We start from the raw sequence: 16,589 nt of genomic DNA, 5'->3' as shown, positions 1-16,589 counted from the left end.
ACCCAGCTCAGTTCGGATAAAGCCGCAGTGCCTCATCGGGTGCGCGCGCCGAGCCTGTTCGACCGATCAGGCGCTCCAAGGCTTGCACCAATGCGGTCATGGCTGAGGCGCTCGGAGGTGTCGCTTGGTCGCTAAAAAGCGATCGTTCCAGATCTTCAAAACTTTGTCGTGTTGACTGATCCAAGCGGGCTTTTACTACCGTTAGGGGGTCATTGCCTGCCCCGGTCAATCGCAGCAGACATTGATAGAGGCCGGAATAGTCCGAGGCCTTTGCCAAACGTTGGGCTACTGCCCAATTGGGCGAGACCGCGCCAGGTGTTAGGACGTCCGTGCTGCGTGCCGTCGTTACAGTTCTTACCTGGCGCCACCACAGCCCTAACGTGAGCAACCACCCAAGGCCCGCCAGAAGCGTGGCGTAAAGCCAGTAATTGGGTCCAAACGGGGCAAGTTCGGGCTGCTCGGTTGACCGACTCTCAGGGCTCAATAGCGGCTCGGCGCCCGGAGCTTGTCCGGTCCCTTTCGGGCTGACCTGGGTGGTCGCCACTACCCTGATAGTGCGCTCCGGAAGCTCGGCCCATGCCAGCGTGTCGGTATCGGTATTCCACCATGGAATGCGGATGGCGGGGATGCGATAGGTACCCGGCGTGTCGATGGTCAAGGCCGCAGAATCTAGGCGCTGGTTGTCGCTGAAGGTGGCTTCGTTACGATACAGCCTCAGACGACTGTCTAACGAGGCGCTGATCGTCGCTAAGGGGTCGGGCAGCCGGCTGGCGGCCAAACCCTGGGTTTGGGTAGAGATCTGCCAGTCGAGGTGGCTGTTCGTATCCATAGGCTGACCGGTATCGAGATTGTCGCTCAGCCGTATTTCGGTCGCGGGCAGCCAATAGGCATCGGACGGGAAGCTGGCTGGGATCGCGCGAATCTCAATCGGCTCAAGATCGACCGTGCGGCTAAAGCGGACGTAGCGACCTTGGGCCGAATCGGGGTACTCGCCGTTAAACACGATGGTCGGTATCTTGACCGCGCCCGGATTTTTCGGCGTCAGTTCCAATACTTGACGATAGAGGTTATAGGTCTGACCGTTGCGGGTGGTATTGGTGTTTTCCTCCTTCACGAGCCGCGTTTCAAAGCTGTCCAAATCGATCGTTTCGATCGCGCCCTTGACCTGGATCTTATAGGCAAACTCCAGGACTATTTCAAAGGCTTGATCGACATAGGGGCGGTTGTTACTCAGACGACCGGTGAATTGCACGGCATCCTCTGCTAAGGAGTCGCCGCGCTGGCGCGCATCGAGCACGGTAACAAAGATCGGCTCGCTCTGCTCGTCACCGGCTCGGATGCTGGGGATCGCAACCACGCCACGGGCCTTACTGGAGAGTCGAAATTGATAATCGACCCGCGAACGAGCGCGGCCATTGATGTTTTGACTAGACTGCTGCTGGACCCGTTGTTCGATCGAAAACAAACTCGCCAGCGCCGCTAAGTCGGTCGAGTTTAACTCGGCGGCAGGGGAGACGGTGACCGTCAGTACCAATGATTCGTCATTATAAAGCTCGGTACGATCGACCTGCGCGCTTACCGCCGCTTCGGCCAGGCCGACAACCAAAAACATTGTGATCAGAGCGCCAAGGCGCCACGCAGTTACCATAGAGTGCCATCCGGTTCGATAGGGTTTTGTTGAAATTGATATCTGAATTTTTGTTGCAACAGCGAGCCAGCAGGGGCCTGCAATTGATTGAGCACCGCCTGCACCTCCTGATCCGCCCTGAGTTGCTCGGCACTTTTCTCCTCGCCCGCCGCTGCCTGCTCGGCGGCTTGATCGGCCGCCTCTTGTGCTGCCTGCTCTTGCGCTGCCTGGCTCGTTTCGCTCGACTCGGGTGCCTCGGTCGGGTTGCCGTCCTGGTCCCCGGGTTGATCCGGCTCGCCGTCGTTAGGCTGTTGGTTTGACTCAGACGGTGCATCGGATTCTGGTTCTCCGGATTGCGAGTCCTGTTGTTCCTGTTGTTCCTGTTGCTCTTGTTGCTGCAGAAAGGCTTCGATCAGGGCCTTATTTTTTTCTGCCGCCGGATTCGGAGCCCTGTCCAGGCTCTGTTGATAGGCCTGGATCGCCGCTTCCAGTTTGCCGGCATTGGCCAGGGCATTGCCGGCGTTAAACAGTGCCGCTGGTGTCGCCAGGCTCAAAAATGTGTCGGCCGCAAGCTCAAACTGACCGCTCTGATACTGCGCCTCGGCCCTCAAGGCCGGGTCCTTAGCAAGCTGCAGTGCCAACTCAGGATCTTGCCGCACCAGGGCCTGATAGGCCTGTTGATTGCGGTTATGCAATAGATCCACGGCCAGGGCCTCGTTCGGAGCACCACTGAGCAGCACCAGCATCAGGACACCCGCGCTTGACAGGGAGGCCTGGCGATTAACCCAGAGCAAGAGCAGGGCAATGGGCAGCAATAGCCAATAACCCAGATCCTCCACGGCCATTTGCTCGGCAACATTAACGGATTGCTCGCCCAACAAGCGCAGGCTGGGCTGGCTACCCATTTCGGCGGCGCTAAAGCCCAGCCCGGCTGCTCGTTGTAACAGGTCGCCGATCTGGGTAGAGACCACCACCAACTGATCGTTATCCGAGAGATAACCCTGCTCATTGGGCAAGGGGATAGGGCTGCCGGCCGCGGTACCGACCGCGACCACCGTCCAGGATTGGGCCTTGGGCAGTGCTTGCCGAATGGCGTTCACCTTGTTGGCGGCGATATCGTCGGTGAGCCAGAGGACATGAGCCGCAGGCCCGTCCCCGCTGGCCAACTGGTCGGCTAGTAGGGCAAAGGCCTGTTCGGCGTTATTGCCAAACTCGGGCATTAAAAAGGGCGTCAGTGCGGCCAACTGGGTGCCTAGGGTAGCCACATCCTGGGTTAGGGGAGTCAGCAGGTGGGCTGAGGCCGAATAGACAATCACACTGGTCTTATCGAACAGGCCACTGCCGGCCCAGTCGGCGATCATCCGCTTGGCTCGGGTCAGACGATTGGGTAGCAGGTCGGTGCCGGCCATCGATAGGCTGTTGTCGAGTACCACGTAGAGATTGCCCTGAGTGACTGATTGGGCGCTGTTGGTAGGTTGGGCCGGTCCCGCTAAGGCGAGAATAATCAGCACGCCGAGTATCGGTACCAGCCAGGAGCGCATCCGCCGGCGCGCACTAACCTGGCCGGCCAGGGCCGCATAAAGGGTCGGGTCGATCAGTCGTTGCCAAGCGCTTTGGTGTCGCCCGTTGCGAATCAGCCGATAGGCCAGGGGAAGCCAGAGTAGCAAGAGCAACAGTAGGTAGGGTCTAAGCCAGATCATCGGTTCTCGCTCCTCGGCGCCAAGGCAGGCTGGCAGCCAACACAATTAGCCCAAAACTGGCCAGCAATGGCAACCAGTAATACTCGATCACCAGTCGCACGTCGCGGTCATCCCGATCACTGGTTTCCAAATTGTCGATGGTGCGAAACACCTGTGCCAAGTCTTGGGTGCTAGTGGCCCGGAAATAACGGCCCTGAGTTTGTTCGGCGATGGTTTTGAGCGTCTGTTCATCGATCTCATTGCCACCGCCTCTGAGCATCCCCAAGAAGCTGGTTGGTCGATCGCCGCCAAAGCCGATGGTGTAAACCTTAATGTCGCTCTGCTGGGCGATGGTGGTGGCCTGTTCTGGGGTGACATCGCCGGTCTTGTTCTCACCATCGGAGAGCAGGATAATCACCTTGTCCGGGGATTCGGACAGGCGCAGTTGTTTTACCGCCAGCGCCAGACCATCGCCAATCGCCGTGCTGTCGCCGGCCATGCCCGGGCGAAGATCTCTGAGAATGGCGCTCACGGCTTGGACATCTGGGGTCAAGGGGGCTTGGATGTCGGCAAAGCTGCCAAACACTACCAGGCCGATAAAATCCTGCCGGCGCTGTTCGACGAATTGGCCGACGACCGCCTGGACCGCCTGATAGCGCTCGATGGCCCGCCCGTTCCAGGTCATATCGGGCTCCAGCATGCTGCCAGAGAGATCGACGGCCAAGAAGATGCTGCGTCCGGCGATCACGTTGCTGACTGGCTCCCCGACCCATTGCGGCCGTATCAGCGCCACCACCAACAGGACCCAGGCCACTTGCAGCAGCCACCCGGCCCGCGTTACGCGTTGTCGGCCAGGCGGTTGTTGCTGGCTCAAGCTCATTAAATAGGGATGCTCCAAGGCCTCGGCGCTGGCCGATGTGCGACTCCGCGGCAGCAGCCAGAACAGCGGCAAGATTAAGGCCAGCCAAGGCCAGGCAAAATTCATCGGTGTGCCTCCTTGCGCCAGGCCTTGAGTAAACGCTGAACCTCGGCCCAATCAATCGGGTGGACCGCCGGTTCGGCCCGATAGTGGCCGTTTAACCAACTCGGGGGCAGGGTTGCCAGGCTCGAGGTAACCCGCTCTGCGAAGGCGCGATCGGTTAACCCCTTGTCGGCGCCGAGCTTGTTGATCAGCACCCAACGCAACAGTTGGTGCAGCTGCAGCAACTGCCGATCGGCGTCAGTTTGGCCCTGAATGCGTTTGCGCTGGCGCGACACCCGGCGCCAATCGCGACCCAGGCGCCACCAATAGAGCAGTGCCGCTGTGGTAATGAGCACGGCGCCTAAGACCAGCCAGTAGCCCAATGCGATGGGCCAGATGGATGGCTCGGTGGGCAAAACATTGCCGGCCAGTTGGGCGAGCAGCTGCTGCACAGCGGGGTTTTCTTCGGGCATCAGTGATACAGAGGCCAAGACTGCACCTCGCTCCAGTGGAATTGATTATTACGGTGGCTGAACAGGGCGCCATTGGCCTGCCAGACGAAGCGCTCCAAGGCGTCATTGTGGGCCTTAAAATGGTCTTTGTACTGCTGCTGTAGGCGGCCATCGGAGCTGGCGATCCAACCACTCTGGTTGGGGTTTTTAACCGGCAGTAGGCCGGCCGACGGCAGCTGGCAGTCGAATGGATCCAATACCTGCAGTAGGGTGAGCGAGCTGATCGCCTGCACCGGGATCTGCTGCGCCAGTTGGGCGATATCTTGCTGCAAGAAGTCGGCAATAAACCAGAGGTTGGGGCGGTTTTTCCAATGCGCCAGCGACACCGCCGGTGCCGGCTCGAGCGTGCGGAACTGACCAGCCAGATAGGCATGGGCCTCGACCAAGAGCTGACAGGCCCGAGCGCCGTCCTTTTGGGCACTGACGCGCAGCTCTTGTTGCCAGTCGGCGCCGACGCGCACGAACAGGCGCAGTGGATGCTTCAGTTGCAGAAAACGCCAGATCAGGAAGGCGGCCCAATGGCAGGCCATAACCGATTTAAAACAGCCCTGAGTGCCAAAATAGCTGCTACTGCTGAGGTCGAGCCAGATGGTGTGCTCGCTGTGGCGATCTTCTTCCATAACTCGGACAAAGGGCAGTTGCTTCTTGGCAGTTTGACGCCAATCGATTTGGCGCACATCGTCGCCGGACTGATAATGCTTCATCTCGATAAACTCACGGCCCTGACCGCGATAGACAGAACGCTGTTCGCCAATGCGCTGAGCACGGCTGCGCGGCGGCGTTAAGCGGCGGAGATCCAGTGCCAGAGTTTGCAACTTCAACAGTTCATCGAGCTGCACGGTTGCGCCCAAAACGGGGAATTCAGTCTGCATCCTAGCTTACCCCACCGGCACCGCGGCGAGTAACTGGTGCACTAACGCATTACCATCGAAGCCCTTGGCCTGTGCCTGTAAGCTGAGTACCAAGCGATGGGCAATAACCCGGCTGGCAACCTGTTGGATATGGTCTGGGGTCACGAAGTCACTGCCGGACAACCAAGCCAGGGCGCGCGCGCAGCGATCCAAGGCGATGGTGGCGCGCGGCGAGGCGCCATAAAGGATTAAACCCTCTAGGTCGGCCTGATACGCACCGGCATGCCGGGTGGCATTGATTAGGTGCACTATATAGGTTTCAACGGCCGCGCTGACATGGATCTGATCGACCTCGGCCCGCGCGGCCATCAAAGTATCGAGGTCAATGTTGGCATAGGCGGGCAGCTCATGGGCCTGCTCCTGCCGGGCCAAATGGAGGATTCGAAACTCATTTTCAAGGCTCGGATAATCGAGCGAGACCTTCATCAAGAAGCGGTCTAATTGGGCCTCGGGCAGCGCATAGGTGCCTTCGTGCTCAACCGGGTTTTGTGTGGCCATAACCAGAAAAGGCGCGGGCAATGGATAGGTTTGGCCGTTAGCCGAGACCTGCCGTTCCGACATTGCCTCGAGCAGCGCCGATTGCACCTTGGCCGGAGCTCGATTGATTTCATCGGCCAAGACCAGGTTGGCGAAGATCGGCCCGGGCTGAAATTCGAAGCGATGTTCTTCGACGCGATAAATGTCGGAGCCGGTGACATCGGCGGGCATCAGGTCGGGGGTGAACTGGATCCGCTTGAAGCTGCATTGCAGGCCATCGGACAATGCCTTGATCGCACTCGTCTTGGCCAGCCCGGGCGCGCCTTCGACCAGCAGGTGGCCATCGGCCAACAGTCCGATCAGCAGCGACTCGATGAGTTGCTCCTGGCCGATGATTCGGGATTGCAGCGCGGTCTTTAATGCATGGAGTGCGTCGTAGGTTGCCATAGTTCATAGAATGCCGGTGAGAAGACTGCAGGCAAATTAAGGGCTTAAGGCGACCGATACAAGGGGGTTTACCGGATTTTTGCAGAACAGAGTCCAAAACCTGGGTTAAACCGGTGCTTGGCCGGTCAAACCCTTATCGAGTTCGCGATCTATTATCGCACCTCCAGCCACCACAACGGATTGCTACTCATCTGGCCAAGCACAATGGCCTCGCCGATGACCGGTGTGTTGACCTGAACGTTGCTCGCCGCGGCTGCGGCCGTGACCCGTTCAAAGGGATCAAACCAGCTGTGCAAACTCAAATCGAAAGTGCTGTTATGGATCGGCACCATCTGTTTACCGCCTAGATCGAGATGAGCCTGAACCGATTCTTCGGGCAGCATATGCACCCCGGCCCAGTTCTTGTTGTAGGCACCGGTCTCCATAAAGGTGACATCAAAGGGTCCAAAGCGTGTGCCGATCTCCTTAAAGCCATCGAAGTATCCGGTATCGCCACTAAAGAACAGGCGTTGCGCGTCGCGGCCAGGCTGTTCGGGCGCGCTAAATACCCAGGAGGCCCACAGAGTCCGATCTCGATCGGTTAGGCCTCTGCCACTAAAGTGCTGTGACGGCGTGGCCGTTAGGGTGACACCGGCCACGTCGGTGTCCTGCCACCAATCGAGTTCGATGACCTTAGCGGGATTGACACCCCATTTGATTAGATCGGCCCCAAGCCCGAGCGGACAGACAAAAAACTCCACCTTGGCGATGAGCTGCTTAATGCTCGCTTTGTCCATGTGATCGTAGTGGTTATGCGATAACACCACGGCTTTAATTTGCGGCAATTGCGCTATCCCGATTGGCGGCTGATGAAAGCGTTTCGGTCCGGCAAACTGAACGGGCGAGGCGCGTTTGGAAAAGACTGGATCGGTGAGCCAGAATTCGCCATTGAGCCAGATCAGCAGGGTAGAGTGCCCGAGGCGATAAAAGCGGCTCTCGGCGCTGGGCAGGTTGAGCAATGACGCCGGATCGATATTCAGCACCGGCAGGGCATCGGTTGGCGTGGCCTGTTCGCTCTTATGTTTGCGATAATCCTTGAACATACTCCACAGGCCGGACATTGACATCTTCATGGCCTCAACCGGATTGCGAAACTTGCCGTCGGCGTATTGTGCCGAACGTTGGGTCAGTTCTTCGGTCGAAGGACTGCTGTTTAATATAGTGCCGACACTCATTACCGAGCCTCCTAATAGGACCGTAATAGATACTAGGCCAATGCCTAATTTTTTCTTCCATTGACTGCGCCGCGGACGATTAAACATCCTGAGCAACCGCCATATTAGAATCTTCTGTGGCGAAGAAATCTTGCTGGGTTAAGGTCTGGGCCAGCCCTAGGGCGGTTTCATAGCCTAAGCCGACATTCGCACCGGTTTTCAGTGCGATTTTGCCTGCTTGGCTGGGGGCCTGATCTAATGTCCAATTGGTCTTATTCATCGTTAGTACCTTTGCTTACCAAATGAGTGACCGATCCAACCTGACCGGGTCGCTAAATGCCGTGAATTAAGGGCTTTGAGTCGTATTTGCTTAATTGATCGTTAAGCTACGCAGCGCAATCGCGAAGCCGGTGTCGATATGTTGTTGCAGTGCTGCGCCGGTTAAATTGGCGTCAATGGCGCTGTCGATCGCAACTTCCAGCTGCGCGAAAATAAGCTCGATCATATAGGGCAAGGGCACCGCGACGGTATTGTCCAACCGACTGAAGTGCTCCAATAATTGGCCCATCACGGCAAACTGTTGGTGGAGCTGAGTCTCAGCCTCTTGACTGGCCATATTGGCCAATTTCATTTGTTGTAACAGGTCGTGTTCTATCGGGTTATCGACACCCCAGCGGATGTAAGTGCACCAAAAGTGGTTAAAGCAGGCGACGGTATCGTTCAAATCCGGCAGGCCGGGTAAGGTGGCATCGGCGACGCGCGTCTTAATTTCCACATAGACCGCATCGATCAAGGCTTCTTTACTGGCGAAGTAATTAAACAGCGTCCCGGTGGCCACGCCGGCATGCTTAGCGATCCGCGCGGTCGAGGTGTTCCAGAACCCTTCTCGGGCAAAGAGGTCGGTGGCGGCGTTGATCAGTTGAGTGCGTTTGTCTGTCATGGCTTGAGCTTAACAATGAATGACTAGTCAGTCAATTTTCATCCTGCCCGAACCGTTTCAGCCCAAGCTGCTGTCAGTAAACCTACTCAGCTAACCCCCATGGGTCCGCAAGGTGGAGGTAGCGGCGGTTTTCCTGACCCGAGATTTCAAACTACACCTTTGTGCTCAACAGTTTATGATCCTATCTAGCGCAGGTTTAACCTGCCGGTGAGTGTCTACTGCCTTACCGCACCCAATTCCTCTTCTGCTTAAGGTGATAAAAAGATGGCGACTAACCTATCCGCGGCACCGCAACCGCAACTAACAGTGCCGCAATTCAAAGAATCGGTCCTGAAGCATTTACATTCCACCCTCGGGACCTATGAAGAAAAGGCCTCCCAGCAAGCGTGGAATCAGGCCATTGCCGCGGCCATCAACGAGTTTGTCTACGACGGTGTCAGCCGTACCCGAAAGACCCATGCTGGCAAAGGCACACGGGCGGTGCATTATTTGTCATTGGAATTTCTGATGGGTCGACTGATGTCGAACAACTTGCAGAATCTCGGCCTCTATGAAATTGCCGATGCGGCGATGACAGACCTGGGTCAGAGCCTGTCCGATATCTTGGAAGAAGAGCCCGATATGGCCCTGGGCAACGGCGGATTAGGTCGTCTGGCAGCCTGCTTTATCGATTCGATGGCGACCCTGAGTTTGCCGGCCATTGGCTATGGCATTCACTATGAACACGGCCTGTTTCGGCAAGAATTTTACAAGGGTCGCCAGGTGGAGCGGCCCGACGAGTGGCGTGAGTTTGGCAGTTCATGGGAAATATGCCGACCGGAATCGCAGCAGACCGTTAAGCTATACGGCTATGTGGAAACGGTTTATGAGCAGGGCCAATCGCGTAAAGTGTGGCGCCCGAGCCGAACCTTACGTGCCATTCCCTGGGATATCCCGATCGTCGGTTACGGCGGTCAAAATGTGAATATCCTGCGCTTGTGGGAATCGCGTGCCGATAAGTTTTTCGACTGGGATGTCTTTAACTCTGGCGGTTATCTCGATGCCTATGCCGAATCGGTGCAAGCCGAAACCGTCTCCAAGGTGCTCTACCCCAATGATGAAACCGAAGCGGGTAAAGAACTGCGCCTGATCCAGCAATATTTTTTCAGCGCCGCCTCGATTGCCGATGTGATGCGCCGCTATAAGAGCGCTCACGGTAACGATCTGAGCAAGTTTGCCGAACTCAATGCCATGCAGTTGAACGATACTCACCCGGCCATCGCGATCCCAGAATTGATGCGTATCCTGGTCGATGAAGAAGGCTTCACTTGGCATGACGCGTGGACCATGACCCGCGCCACCTTCGCCTACACAAACCATACCCTGTTGCCTGAAGCCCTCGAACGTTGGCCGTTAAAGTTGATCGAAAAGGTTTTGCCGCGCCATATGGAAATTATTTTCGAAATCAACTCACGCTTTTTACAGGACGAGGTTGAAGCCAAATGGCCTGGCGATGATGCCGTTAAACGCAAGCTGTCGATCATCGAAGAAGGCTCGGCGCAGATGGTACGCATGGGCAATCTGTCCGCGGTTGGCTCGCACACGGTTAACGGTGTGGCGCAGATTCACTCCGAATTGGTCAAGAAAGATCTGTTCCCAGAACTCAATGCGCTATGGCCCACCAAGTTCACCAACGTCACCAATGGCATCACTCCACGACGCTGGATGAAGGCCTGCAATCCGCGCTTGTCGAGTCTGATCGAAAAGCATGTCGATGCCGATTGGCCACGTTATCTTGAGAAACTATCTGGCCTAAAAGCCCTCGCCGATGACGCTGCGTTCCAGAAAGACTATATGGCCGTCAAGCAAGCTAACAAGGAAGATTTTGTTAAGGTGATCCGAGAGTTAACCGGTATCGAGGTCAGTGCCGATGCGATCTTCGATGTGCAGATCAAGCGCTTGCACGAATACAAACGTCAGCACCTTAACCTATTGCACATTATGGCGCTCTATCGCCGCCTATTGATCGATCCGAACTATGATTTGCACCCACGCGTCTTTATCTTCGGCGCCAAGGCCGCGCCAGGTTATCGCTTGGCGAAGGAAATTATTTTTGCGATCAATAAGGTTGCTGAAAAAATTAACAATGATGTGCGTATCAACAATAAACTCAAGGTCGTCTTCCTACCCAACTATCGAGTGTCGCTAGCCGAAAAACTGATTCCGGCGTCCGATGTCTCCGAGCAAATTTCACTGGCAGGCAAAGAAGCCTCGGGCACCGGTAATATGAAGCTGGCGTTAAACGGTGCCATCACCATTGGTACCATGGACGGCGCAAATATTGAAATTGCCGAAGAAGCCGGCACCGACAATGTGGTGATCTTCGGTATGGAAGTGGATGACGTCGAGGCGTTGTTGGCCAAGGGTTATCAGCCGGCCGATTATTATCGCAGCAACGATGAACTGAAGGCGGTGCTCGACTGGTTAGATGGTGATTTCTTTACCCCAGGAGAGCCCGGTCTGTTATCTGAAGTCAAACGCAACTTGATTGAGTCGGATTCCTTTATGGTCCTGGCCGACTTTGAGGCCTACAGCGAGGCACAGAAAAAAATCGACACACTATACCGTGACAAAAAGGCCTGGGCCCGAGCTGCCATTATGAATACGGCCAGTTTGGCGAAGTTCAATTCGGACCGATCGATTCAAGACTATGCCGAAAATATTTGGCATATCAAGGCCGTCCCGGCCAAGTCTTGATCGCACGCATGGGCTGTTGACGGTCCACGTCCACTGTACCAAAACCTTCTAGGCGCTTCGGCGCCTTTTTTAATTAGCTGCCAATCGAGGCCCACGGGCGCACGCCTTGCGCAACCGAAATTATGACATAAACTTATTGAAACGAAGCTGGAAAGAACCTCATAGGCGATGAATCACTTGACCATTAAACACCTAACCGGGCTCTTGGCTTTGCTGGCCCTTGCACTGTCGATTGTTCTCGCTCTCTTCGTCTACACCGATGTCCGTCTGTTGCGGCAAATGTTGGCCAAAAATGAAACGGTACTCTTGCCAATTATTCGTCAAGGCTATGAAGCGCGCATCAATACCATTCAAGTACAGCAATGGCTTACCGACATCAGCGCGACACGCGCTCAGGATGGTTTGAACGATGGCTTCGATGAAGCCAAGAGTGCCTATCAAAACTTTCGTCAAAATATTCAGCAGCTGTTGGCGTTGGACCCGGCCAATGAAGCACTCTATCGCGCGATTTTACCGGTATTTGACGCCTACTACGGTGCCGGTAAGAATATGGCTCAGGCCTATATAGATGGGGGCCCCGCGGCTGGCAATCTGCTGATGACGCCGTTCGATGATTCCGCTGCGGCAATCGGCGCTAAGCTCGACCAGCTTCATCAACAGATCGAATTGCTCGCCCGGCAGAATATCGCTCAGGCGCAGAGTACGATCAGCCGTCATATAGTCACCCTGTTGGCCAGCTTTGCCGCGCTTGCGGCGATCCTACTGCTGATGTTCGTCTTTGTCGTCGTGCGGGTCGCGACGCCAGCCCACAAGATCGCCGAGCGTTTGAGCGCCATCGCCGATGGCGACTTAACCCATGATTTGGACGACGGGCGACGCGATGAGTTAGGCGCTATTGTGACGGCGTCGAGCCGCATCGGCGCAAAATTCCAACATTTTATTAGCCAGATTGTCGGTGGCTCCAATTTGAATTCGGCCTATTCCTATGCCCTGCTGTTTTCGATGCAAGATGCCACCGAGGTGATCGAACATCAGGTCCAGGAAAGTGCCCGAATTGTCGCGGAAGTGGAGGCGCTTATGGCCTCAACTCGGGCGATGCAGGAGGCGGTACAGCAGACGGTATTGGAAACCGGTGATGCGCGTGAGCAGGTCAATGCCAGTCGCACTAATTTGGGCGACGCCAACACCATCGTGCGGGAATTGGAGCAGCACCTAGACCACGCCGAAGTCGCCATCACCGATCTGGCCGGTCAGTGCCAATCGATCAATACGGTGGTGTCGACCATCAGTGGTATAGCCGACCAGACCAATTTGTTAGCCCTCAATGCGGCCATCGAAGCCGCCCGCGCCGGAGAACAGGGGCGCGGTTTCGCGGTGGTCGCAGACGAGGTGCGGGCACTGGCGCAGCGCACTCAGGAGTCCACTGGGGAGATCCGCCAAACCGTCGATGCGTTGCAAAAACTGGCCGACACGGCGGTTACGACGATCAACCAGAATAAGGCGGTTGCGGCGCGCAATGCGGCCTTAAGTGAGGATGTTATTGAGTCGTTGAGCAAGACCTTTGGTTATATAGAGGCGATCTATCGATCCAATCAACGGGTGCATGATATCACTGAGATTCAGCTCAGCAATGTGCAGACGATCAGTGCGCGCACCCAGATGATTGAGGATTTGTCGGCCCAGGTTATGCACAAAATCGGTCGCAGTGACCGTCTTAGCGGGTATATGAAACAGAGCCTACAATCCTTTACCACCATCAGCGAGCAAGTGAAAATCCGCTGAGCGCTCGCTCGCTCGCTCGCTCGTAAGGCCGGCCGCTAGCCGGCCGAGCCAATTAGATCGAGCGCAGATGAAATACCTGTTCGGTGCCGGCAATGGCCGCCAAAACCTCAGCGGACGGTTCGCTGTCGATATCCAAAATATTGTAGGCGATATTATCCCGGCTCTTATTCAACATTTCGACCACATTGATATTCTCCTCGGCGAGCAGGTTCAGGACCTGGCTCAGGACCTTGGGCACGTTTTGATTGGCAAAACAGATCCGATAAGCCGTGGTGCGCTCCAGTTCACAGTTGGGGAAATTGACCGAATTGCGAATATTGCCGTGTTCAATAAATTCAATCAGTTGGCGCGCACCCATAATGGCACAGTTGTCCTCTGCCTCTCGCGTGCTGGCTCCTAAATGCGGTAGGGCAATCACATCGGGTCGATTGATCAGTTCTGGGCTGGGGAAATCCGTGACATAGGCGGAGAGCTTGCCGGTGTTAAGCGCGACGAGGGCATCGGCGGTATTAACGATCGATTCCCGGGCAAAATTGAGTAGCTTTGCGCCGTCCTTGATGCTGGCCAAACTGGTGCTGTTAATCAGGTTTTTGGTCGCCTCGATCGCCGGTACATGCAGGCTAATGTAGTCACTGCGGCTGAGCAACTGTTGCAAATTCTCCGCCTTTTGGACCTGATTGGGTAAACGCCAGGCGGCATCGATTGAGATGGCCGGGTCGTAGCCGATCACCTTCATGCCCATACCCAGCGCCATATTGGCCACACTGGAGCCAATAGCGCCGAGGCCCACCACGCCGAGTGTCTTGCCCATCAATTCCTGGCCCTTGAAATGCTTCTTCTCGGCCTCGAGCAGTGGACCCATATCCTCCGCCGTGACCTCTGACAGACCCGCTGTGTAGCTCAGGCCGGCATAAATACCGCGCGAGGACAGCAATAGGCCGGCCATGACCAGCTCCTTGACCGCATTGGCATTGGCACCGGGACTGTTGAAAACCACGATGCCGGATTCGGTGCAGCGCTCTACCGGGACATTATTGACGCCAGCCCCGGCGCGCGCTATCGCCTTAAGGCCGGTCGGGAATGTTAGGTCGTGCAACGTGGCGCTGCGCAGTAAAATCCCATCGGGTTGGGCAATTTCGCTGCCGACCTCATATTGGGCGCGCGGGAATTGATCGAGGCCTTCGACGGCAATGGTGTTATAGGTGCGAATTTTATACATAGGTGCTTCCTGTCCTAGGTAACAGCGCTCCCGACAGTCGGTGATTCGGTGTCAGCACGGGGTGCTAACTGAGCCGTTCCAGCACTGTCGATGACGCGCAATGACTTATTGTGACTATGAGTTCAGGTGACCCAGTTGGAACCCCTGGGGTCCCAAATAGGCTAGCCTGCTTTAGGCCAAACATCGGCAATCGCTTCAGGCGACTTGGGTATAAGCCCAGTCAAGCCAAGGCAGCAGGGCAGACAAATCGGCTTCTTCAACGGTCGCACCAGCCCAAATTCGTAACCCGTCTGGAGCGTCCTTATAGGCGCCGATGTCATATGCAACGCCCTCGTCCGCCAACAGTTTCACCAGTTGCTTAATCTGTTCGGCGCTCAGATCGAGCGTAAAACAGACACTGGTATTGGAGCGAATAGCCGCTTCCTGGGCCAGAAAATGAATCCAAGGAGTCTGTTCGACAAAGGCTTCTAAAACGGCCAAGTTGGCCGTCGATTTGGCAATGCTCTGTTGCACGCCGCCAATCTGTTCCACCCAAGACAAGGCATCGAGGTAGTCGGCGACGCAGAGCATCGACGGCGTATTGATGGTTTCGCCGCGGAATATACCCTCACTGAGTTTGCCACCGGCGGTCAGGCGAAATATTTTCGGCATCGGCCAAGCTGGGGTATAGGACTCTAATCGCTCCACCGCACGCGGGGACAAGATCAACATGCCGTGGGCCCCTTCACCACCGAGTACCTTCTGCCAGGAAAAGGTCACAACATCCAGCTTGGACCAGGGCAGCTCCATGGCAAATACCGCGGAAGTGGCATCGCAAATGGTTAGGCCGGTGCGTTCATCGGCAATCCAGTCGCCATTGGGCAACTTGGCCCCAGAGGTGGTGCCGTTCCAGGTAAAGACCGTGTCGTGCTCCGGGTTCGCCTGAGTCATATCGGGCAGTTGGCCATAGTCGGCGGTCAGCGTGCGCACTTCGGGCAGCTTTAATTGTTTGGTAATGTCGGTAATCCAGCCCTGGCCAAAGGACTCCCACCCGAATACATCGACCGGCCGCGGACCCAGTAGGCTCCACATCGCGATTTCCATGGCACCGGTGTCGGACCCCGGTACGACCCCAACCCGATAGCCGGCCGGTAGATCCAGCAGTTGTGCAGTTTGGTCACAGGCTTTTTTCAGCGCGATTTTGCCAATGCTCGAGCGGTGCGATCGGCCGAGTAAGGTTTGATCGAGGTTGCTGAGGCGGTAACCCGGACGTTTACTGCACGGCCCGGAGGAGAAATTCGGATTCTGGGGTTTAAGGCTTGGTTTCATAATGCTTTATCTGTCCCTTTGGTCAGTTTAATCGCTATAAAATAGGTCAATTACATCATCGAATCATGGTACGCCGAAACCAAAGGGAGCCAAAACCTTTCTGATCAAAGAGTTCTAACCTGGTGGTGAAATATATGCATCGCCGAGTTGCGCGCGTCGCATTCACATCTGGCGCGGGCCTGTGCCGCCGACAAAGCCAAATTGAGCTGGTGTTTAGGTTAGCAGTGCAACTAAACTAGCGCCCCAGCTAATCGATCGTCAGGAGTTCAGTATGCAAAACAGTGTCCCGTCCGTTGTCTTTAAAACCCGAGTGCGCAATGAAGCCTTAGGCGGCCCGAATCCGTTTGAATGGCAAGATGTCAGTACCGATGAGCTGTTTGCCGGTAAAAACGTTGTGGTTTTTTCCCTACCGGGCGCCTTTACGCCAACCTGCTCAACTTCGCATCTGCCACGTTATGAAGAGCTGTACAGCGAATTTCAAGCCCAGGGCGTCGATGCAGTGGTCTGTGTCTCGGTCAATGATGCCTTCGTAATGTATCAGTGGGGTCAAAGTCAGAAGGCCGAAAACGTCTTTCTGCTGCCCGATGGCAATGGCGAATTTACCCGTAAAATGGGTATGTTAGTCGACAAGAACAATCTCGGCTTTGGTCAACGCAGCTGGCGTTATGCCATGCATGTTGAAAATGGCCAGATTAGTAAGTTGTTCAGCGAGGCCGGTTTTGCCGACAATTGCGCCACCGACCCCTTTGAAGTGTCCGATGCCGATACCATGCTGAACTACCTAAAAGCGCGCTAAA

The 16,589-nt window shown here is 55.9% G+C and carries 14 protein-coding genes; 3 read left to right on the top strand and 11 right to left on the bottom strand.

Annotated elements, in window-relative coordinates; all coding sequences use genetic code 11:
* Positions 1-7 precede the first annotated feature (7 nt).
* From AC4FIC_RS05905 to AC4FIC_RS05865, 9 genes are all read right to left on the bottom strand, one after another.
* Positions 8-1,648: a BatD family protein gene (locus tag AC4FIC_RS05905; protein ID WP_100256450.1), complete on the bottom strand. Its 1,641-nt coding sequence runs from the start codon at positions 1,646-1,648 to the stop codon at positions 8-10.
* The gene (locus AC4FIC_RS05900) at positions 1,642-3,327 is read right to left on the bottom strand and encodes a VWA domain-containing protein (protein ID WP_476194882.1); all 1,686 of its coding nucleotides are present in this window, start codon (positions 3,325-3,327) and stop codon (positions 1,642-1,644) included. Before AC4FIC_RS05900 ends, AC4FIC_RS05905 begins: the two co-directional genes overlap by 7 nt.
* The gene (locus AC4FIC_RS05895) at positions 3,314-4,291 is read right to left on the bottom strand and encodes a VWA domain-containing protein (protein ID WP_100256452.1); all 978 of its coding nucleotides are present in this window, start codon (positions 4,289-4,291) and stop codon (positions 3,314-3,316) included. Before AC4FIC_RS05895 ends, AC4FIC_RS05900 begins: the two co-directional genes overlap by 14 nt.
* On the bottom strand, positions 4,288-4,758 hold the full coding sequence (locus AC4FIC_RS05890; RefSeq protein WP_145980235.1) for a DUF4381 family protein: 471 nt from the start codon (positions 4,756-4,758) through the stop codon (positions 4,288-4,290). The genes AC4FIC_RS05895 and AC4FIC_RS05890 overlap by 4 nt, the downstream gene beginning before the upstream one ends.
* Positions 4,740-5,651, bottom strand: a complete 912-nt coding sequence (locus AC4FIC_RS05885; protein ID WP_100256454.1) for a DUF58 domain-containing protein — start codon at positions 5,649-5,651, stop codon at positions 4,740-4,742. Before AC4FIC_RS05885 ends, AC4FIC_RS05890 begins: the two co-directional genes overlap by 19 nt.
* Before the next feature lie 6 nt (positions 5,652-5,657).
* The gene (locus AC4FIC_RS05880; protein WP_100256455.1) at positions 5,658-6,614 is read right to left on the bottom strand and encodes an AAA family ATPase; all 957 of its coding nucleotides are present in this window, start codon (positions 6,612-6,614) and stop codon (positions 5,658-5,660) included.
* A gap of 152 nt (positions 6,615-6,766) precedes the next feature.
* A complete protein-coding gene (locus AC4FIC_RS05875; RefSeq protein ID WP_100256456.1) occupies positions 6,767-7,828 on the bottom strand; it encodes an MBL fold metallo-hydrolase in 1,062 nt (353 codons plus the stop codon).
* 79 nt (positions 7,829-7,907) lie between these two features.
* Positions 7,908-8,087 carry a hypothetical protein gene (locus AC4FIC_RS05870; RefSeq protein ID WP_100256457.1) on the bottom strand — a complete coding sequence of 60 codons (180 nt, stop codon included), beginning with the start codon at positions 8,085-8,087 and terminating at the stop codon, positions 7,908-7,910.
* Positions 8,088-8,177: 90 nt separating this feature from the next.
* Positions 8,178-8,747: a TetR/AcrR family transcriptional regulator gene (locus tag AC4FIC_RS05865; RefSeq protein WP_273285836.1), complete on the bottom strand. Its 570-nt coding sequence runs from the start codon at positions 8,745-8,747 to the stop codon at positions 8,178-8,180.
* 264 nt (positions 8,748-9,011) lie between these two features.
* Here AC4FIC_RS05865 and AC4FIC_RS05860 point away from each other — a divergent pair, with 264 nt between their 5' ends.
* Both AC4FIC_RS05860 and AC4FIC_RS05855 read left to right on the top strand, forming a co-directional pair.
* Positions 9,012-11,483 carry a glycogen/starch/alpha-glucan phosphorylase gene (locus AC4FIC_RS05860; protein ID WP_100256459.1) on the top strand — a complete coding sequence of 824 codons (2,472 nt, stop codon included), beginning with the start codon at positions 9,012-9,014 and terminating at the stop codon, positions 11,481-11,483.
* Positions 11,484-11,651: 168 nt separating this feature from the next.
* Positions 11,652-13,265: a methyl-accepting chemotaxis protein gene (locus tag AC4FIC_RS05855; protein ID WP_100256460.1), complete on the top strand. Its 1,614-nt coding sequence runs from the start codon at positions 11,652-11,654 to the stop codon at positions 13,263-13,265.
* A gap of 52 nt (positions 13,266-13,317) precedes the next feature.
* Here AC4FIC_RS05855 and AC4FIC_RS05850 read toward each other — a convergent pair whose 3' ends face one another.
* Positions 13,318-14,484, bottom strand: coding sequence for a phosphoglycerate dehydrogenase (locus AC4FIC_RS05850; RefSeq protein WP_100256461.1), 1,167 nt, complete (start codon positions 14,482-14,484; stop codon positions 13,318-13,320).
* A gap of 195 nt (positions 14,485-14,679) precedes the next feature.
* Positions 14,680-15,792, bottom strand: a complete 1,113-nt coding sequence (locus AC4FIC_RS05845; RefSeq protein WP_100256462.1) for a phosphoserine transaminase — start codon at positions 15,790-15,792, stop codon at positions 14,680-14,682.
* Between the two features lie 271 nt (positions 15,793-16,063).
* On the opposite strand from AC4FIC_RS05845, the gene AC4FIC_RS05840 reads away from it, so the two are divergent.
* The gene (locus AC4FIC_RS05840; protein WP_100256463.1) at positions 16,064-16,588 is read left to right on the top strand and encodes a peroxiredoxin; all 525 of its coding nucleotides are present in this window, start codon (positions 16,064-16,066) and stop codon (positions 16,586-16,588) included.
* Position 16,589: the final 1 nt, after the last annotated feature.

The organism is Reinekea sp. (assembly GCF_982785585.1).
The sequence above is the reverse complement of the archived record's forward strand: the minus strand, read 5'-3'. Positions and strand labels throughout refer to the sequence as shown.

What these genes read in the sequence shown, in the direction of transcription:
- AC4FIC_RS05905 (WP_100256450.1), bottom strand. Translation starts at nt 1,648, where the DNA reads ATGGTAACTGCGTGGCGCCTTGGCGCTCTGATCACAATGTTTTTGGTT.
- AC4FIC_RS05900 (WP_476194882.1), bottom strand. Translation starts at nt 3,327, where the DNA reads ATGATCTGGCTTAGACCCTACCTACTGTTGCTCTTGCTACTCTGGCTT.
- AC4FIC_RS05895 (WP_100256452.1), bottom strand. Translation starts at nt 4,291, where the DNA reads ATGAATTTTGCCTGGCCTTGGCTGGCCTTAATCTTGCCGCTGTTCTGG.
- AC4FIC_RS05885 (WP_100256454.1), bottom strand. Translation starts at nt 5,651, where the DNA reads ATGCAGACTGAATTCCCCGTTTTGGGCGCAACCGTGCAGCTCGATGAA.
- AC4FIC_RS05880 (WP_100256455.1), bottom strand. Translation starts at nt 6,614, where the DNA reads ATGGCAACCTACGACGCACTCCATGCATTAAAGACCGCGCTGCAATCC.
- AC4FIC_RS05875 (WP_100256456.1), bottom strand. Translation starts at nt 7,828, where the DNA reads ATGAGTGTCGGCACTATATTAAACAGCAGTCCTTCGACCGAAGAACTG.
- AC4FIC_RS05870 (WP_100256457.1), bottom strand. Translation starts at nt 8,087, where the DNA reads ATGAATAAGACCAATTGGACATTAGATCAGGCCCCCAGCCAAGCAGGC.
- AC4FIC_RS05865 (WP_273285836.1), bottom strand. Translation starts at nt 8,747, where the DNA reads ATGACAGACAAACGCACTCAACTGATCAACGCCGCCACCGACCTCTTT.
- AC4FIC_RS05860 (WP_100256459.1), top strand. Translation starts at nt 9,012, where the DNA reads ATGGCGACTAACCTATCCGCGGCACCGCAACCGCAACTAACAGTGCCG.
- AC4FIC_RS05855 (WP_100256460.1), top strand. Translation starts at nt 11,652, where the DNA reads ATGAATCACTTGACCATTAAACACCTAACCGGGCTCTTGGCTTTGCTG.
- AC4FIC_RS05850 (WP_100256461.1), bottom strand. Translation starts at nt 14,484, where the DNA reads ATGTATAAAATTCGCACCTATAACACCATTGCCGTCGAAGGCCTCGAT.
- AC4FIC_RS05845 (WP_100256462.1), bottom strand. Translation starts at nt 15,792, where the DNA reads ATGAAACCAAGCCTTAAACCCCAGAATCCGAATTTCTCCTCCGGGCCG.
- AC4FIC_RS05840 (WP_100256463.1), top strand. Translation starts at nt 16,064, where the DNA reads ATGCAAAACAGTGTCCCGTCCGTTGTCTTTAAAACCCGAGTGCGCAAT.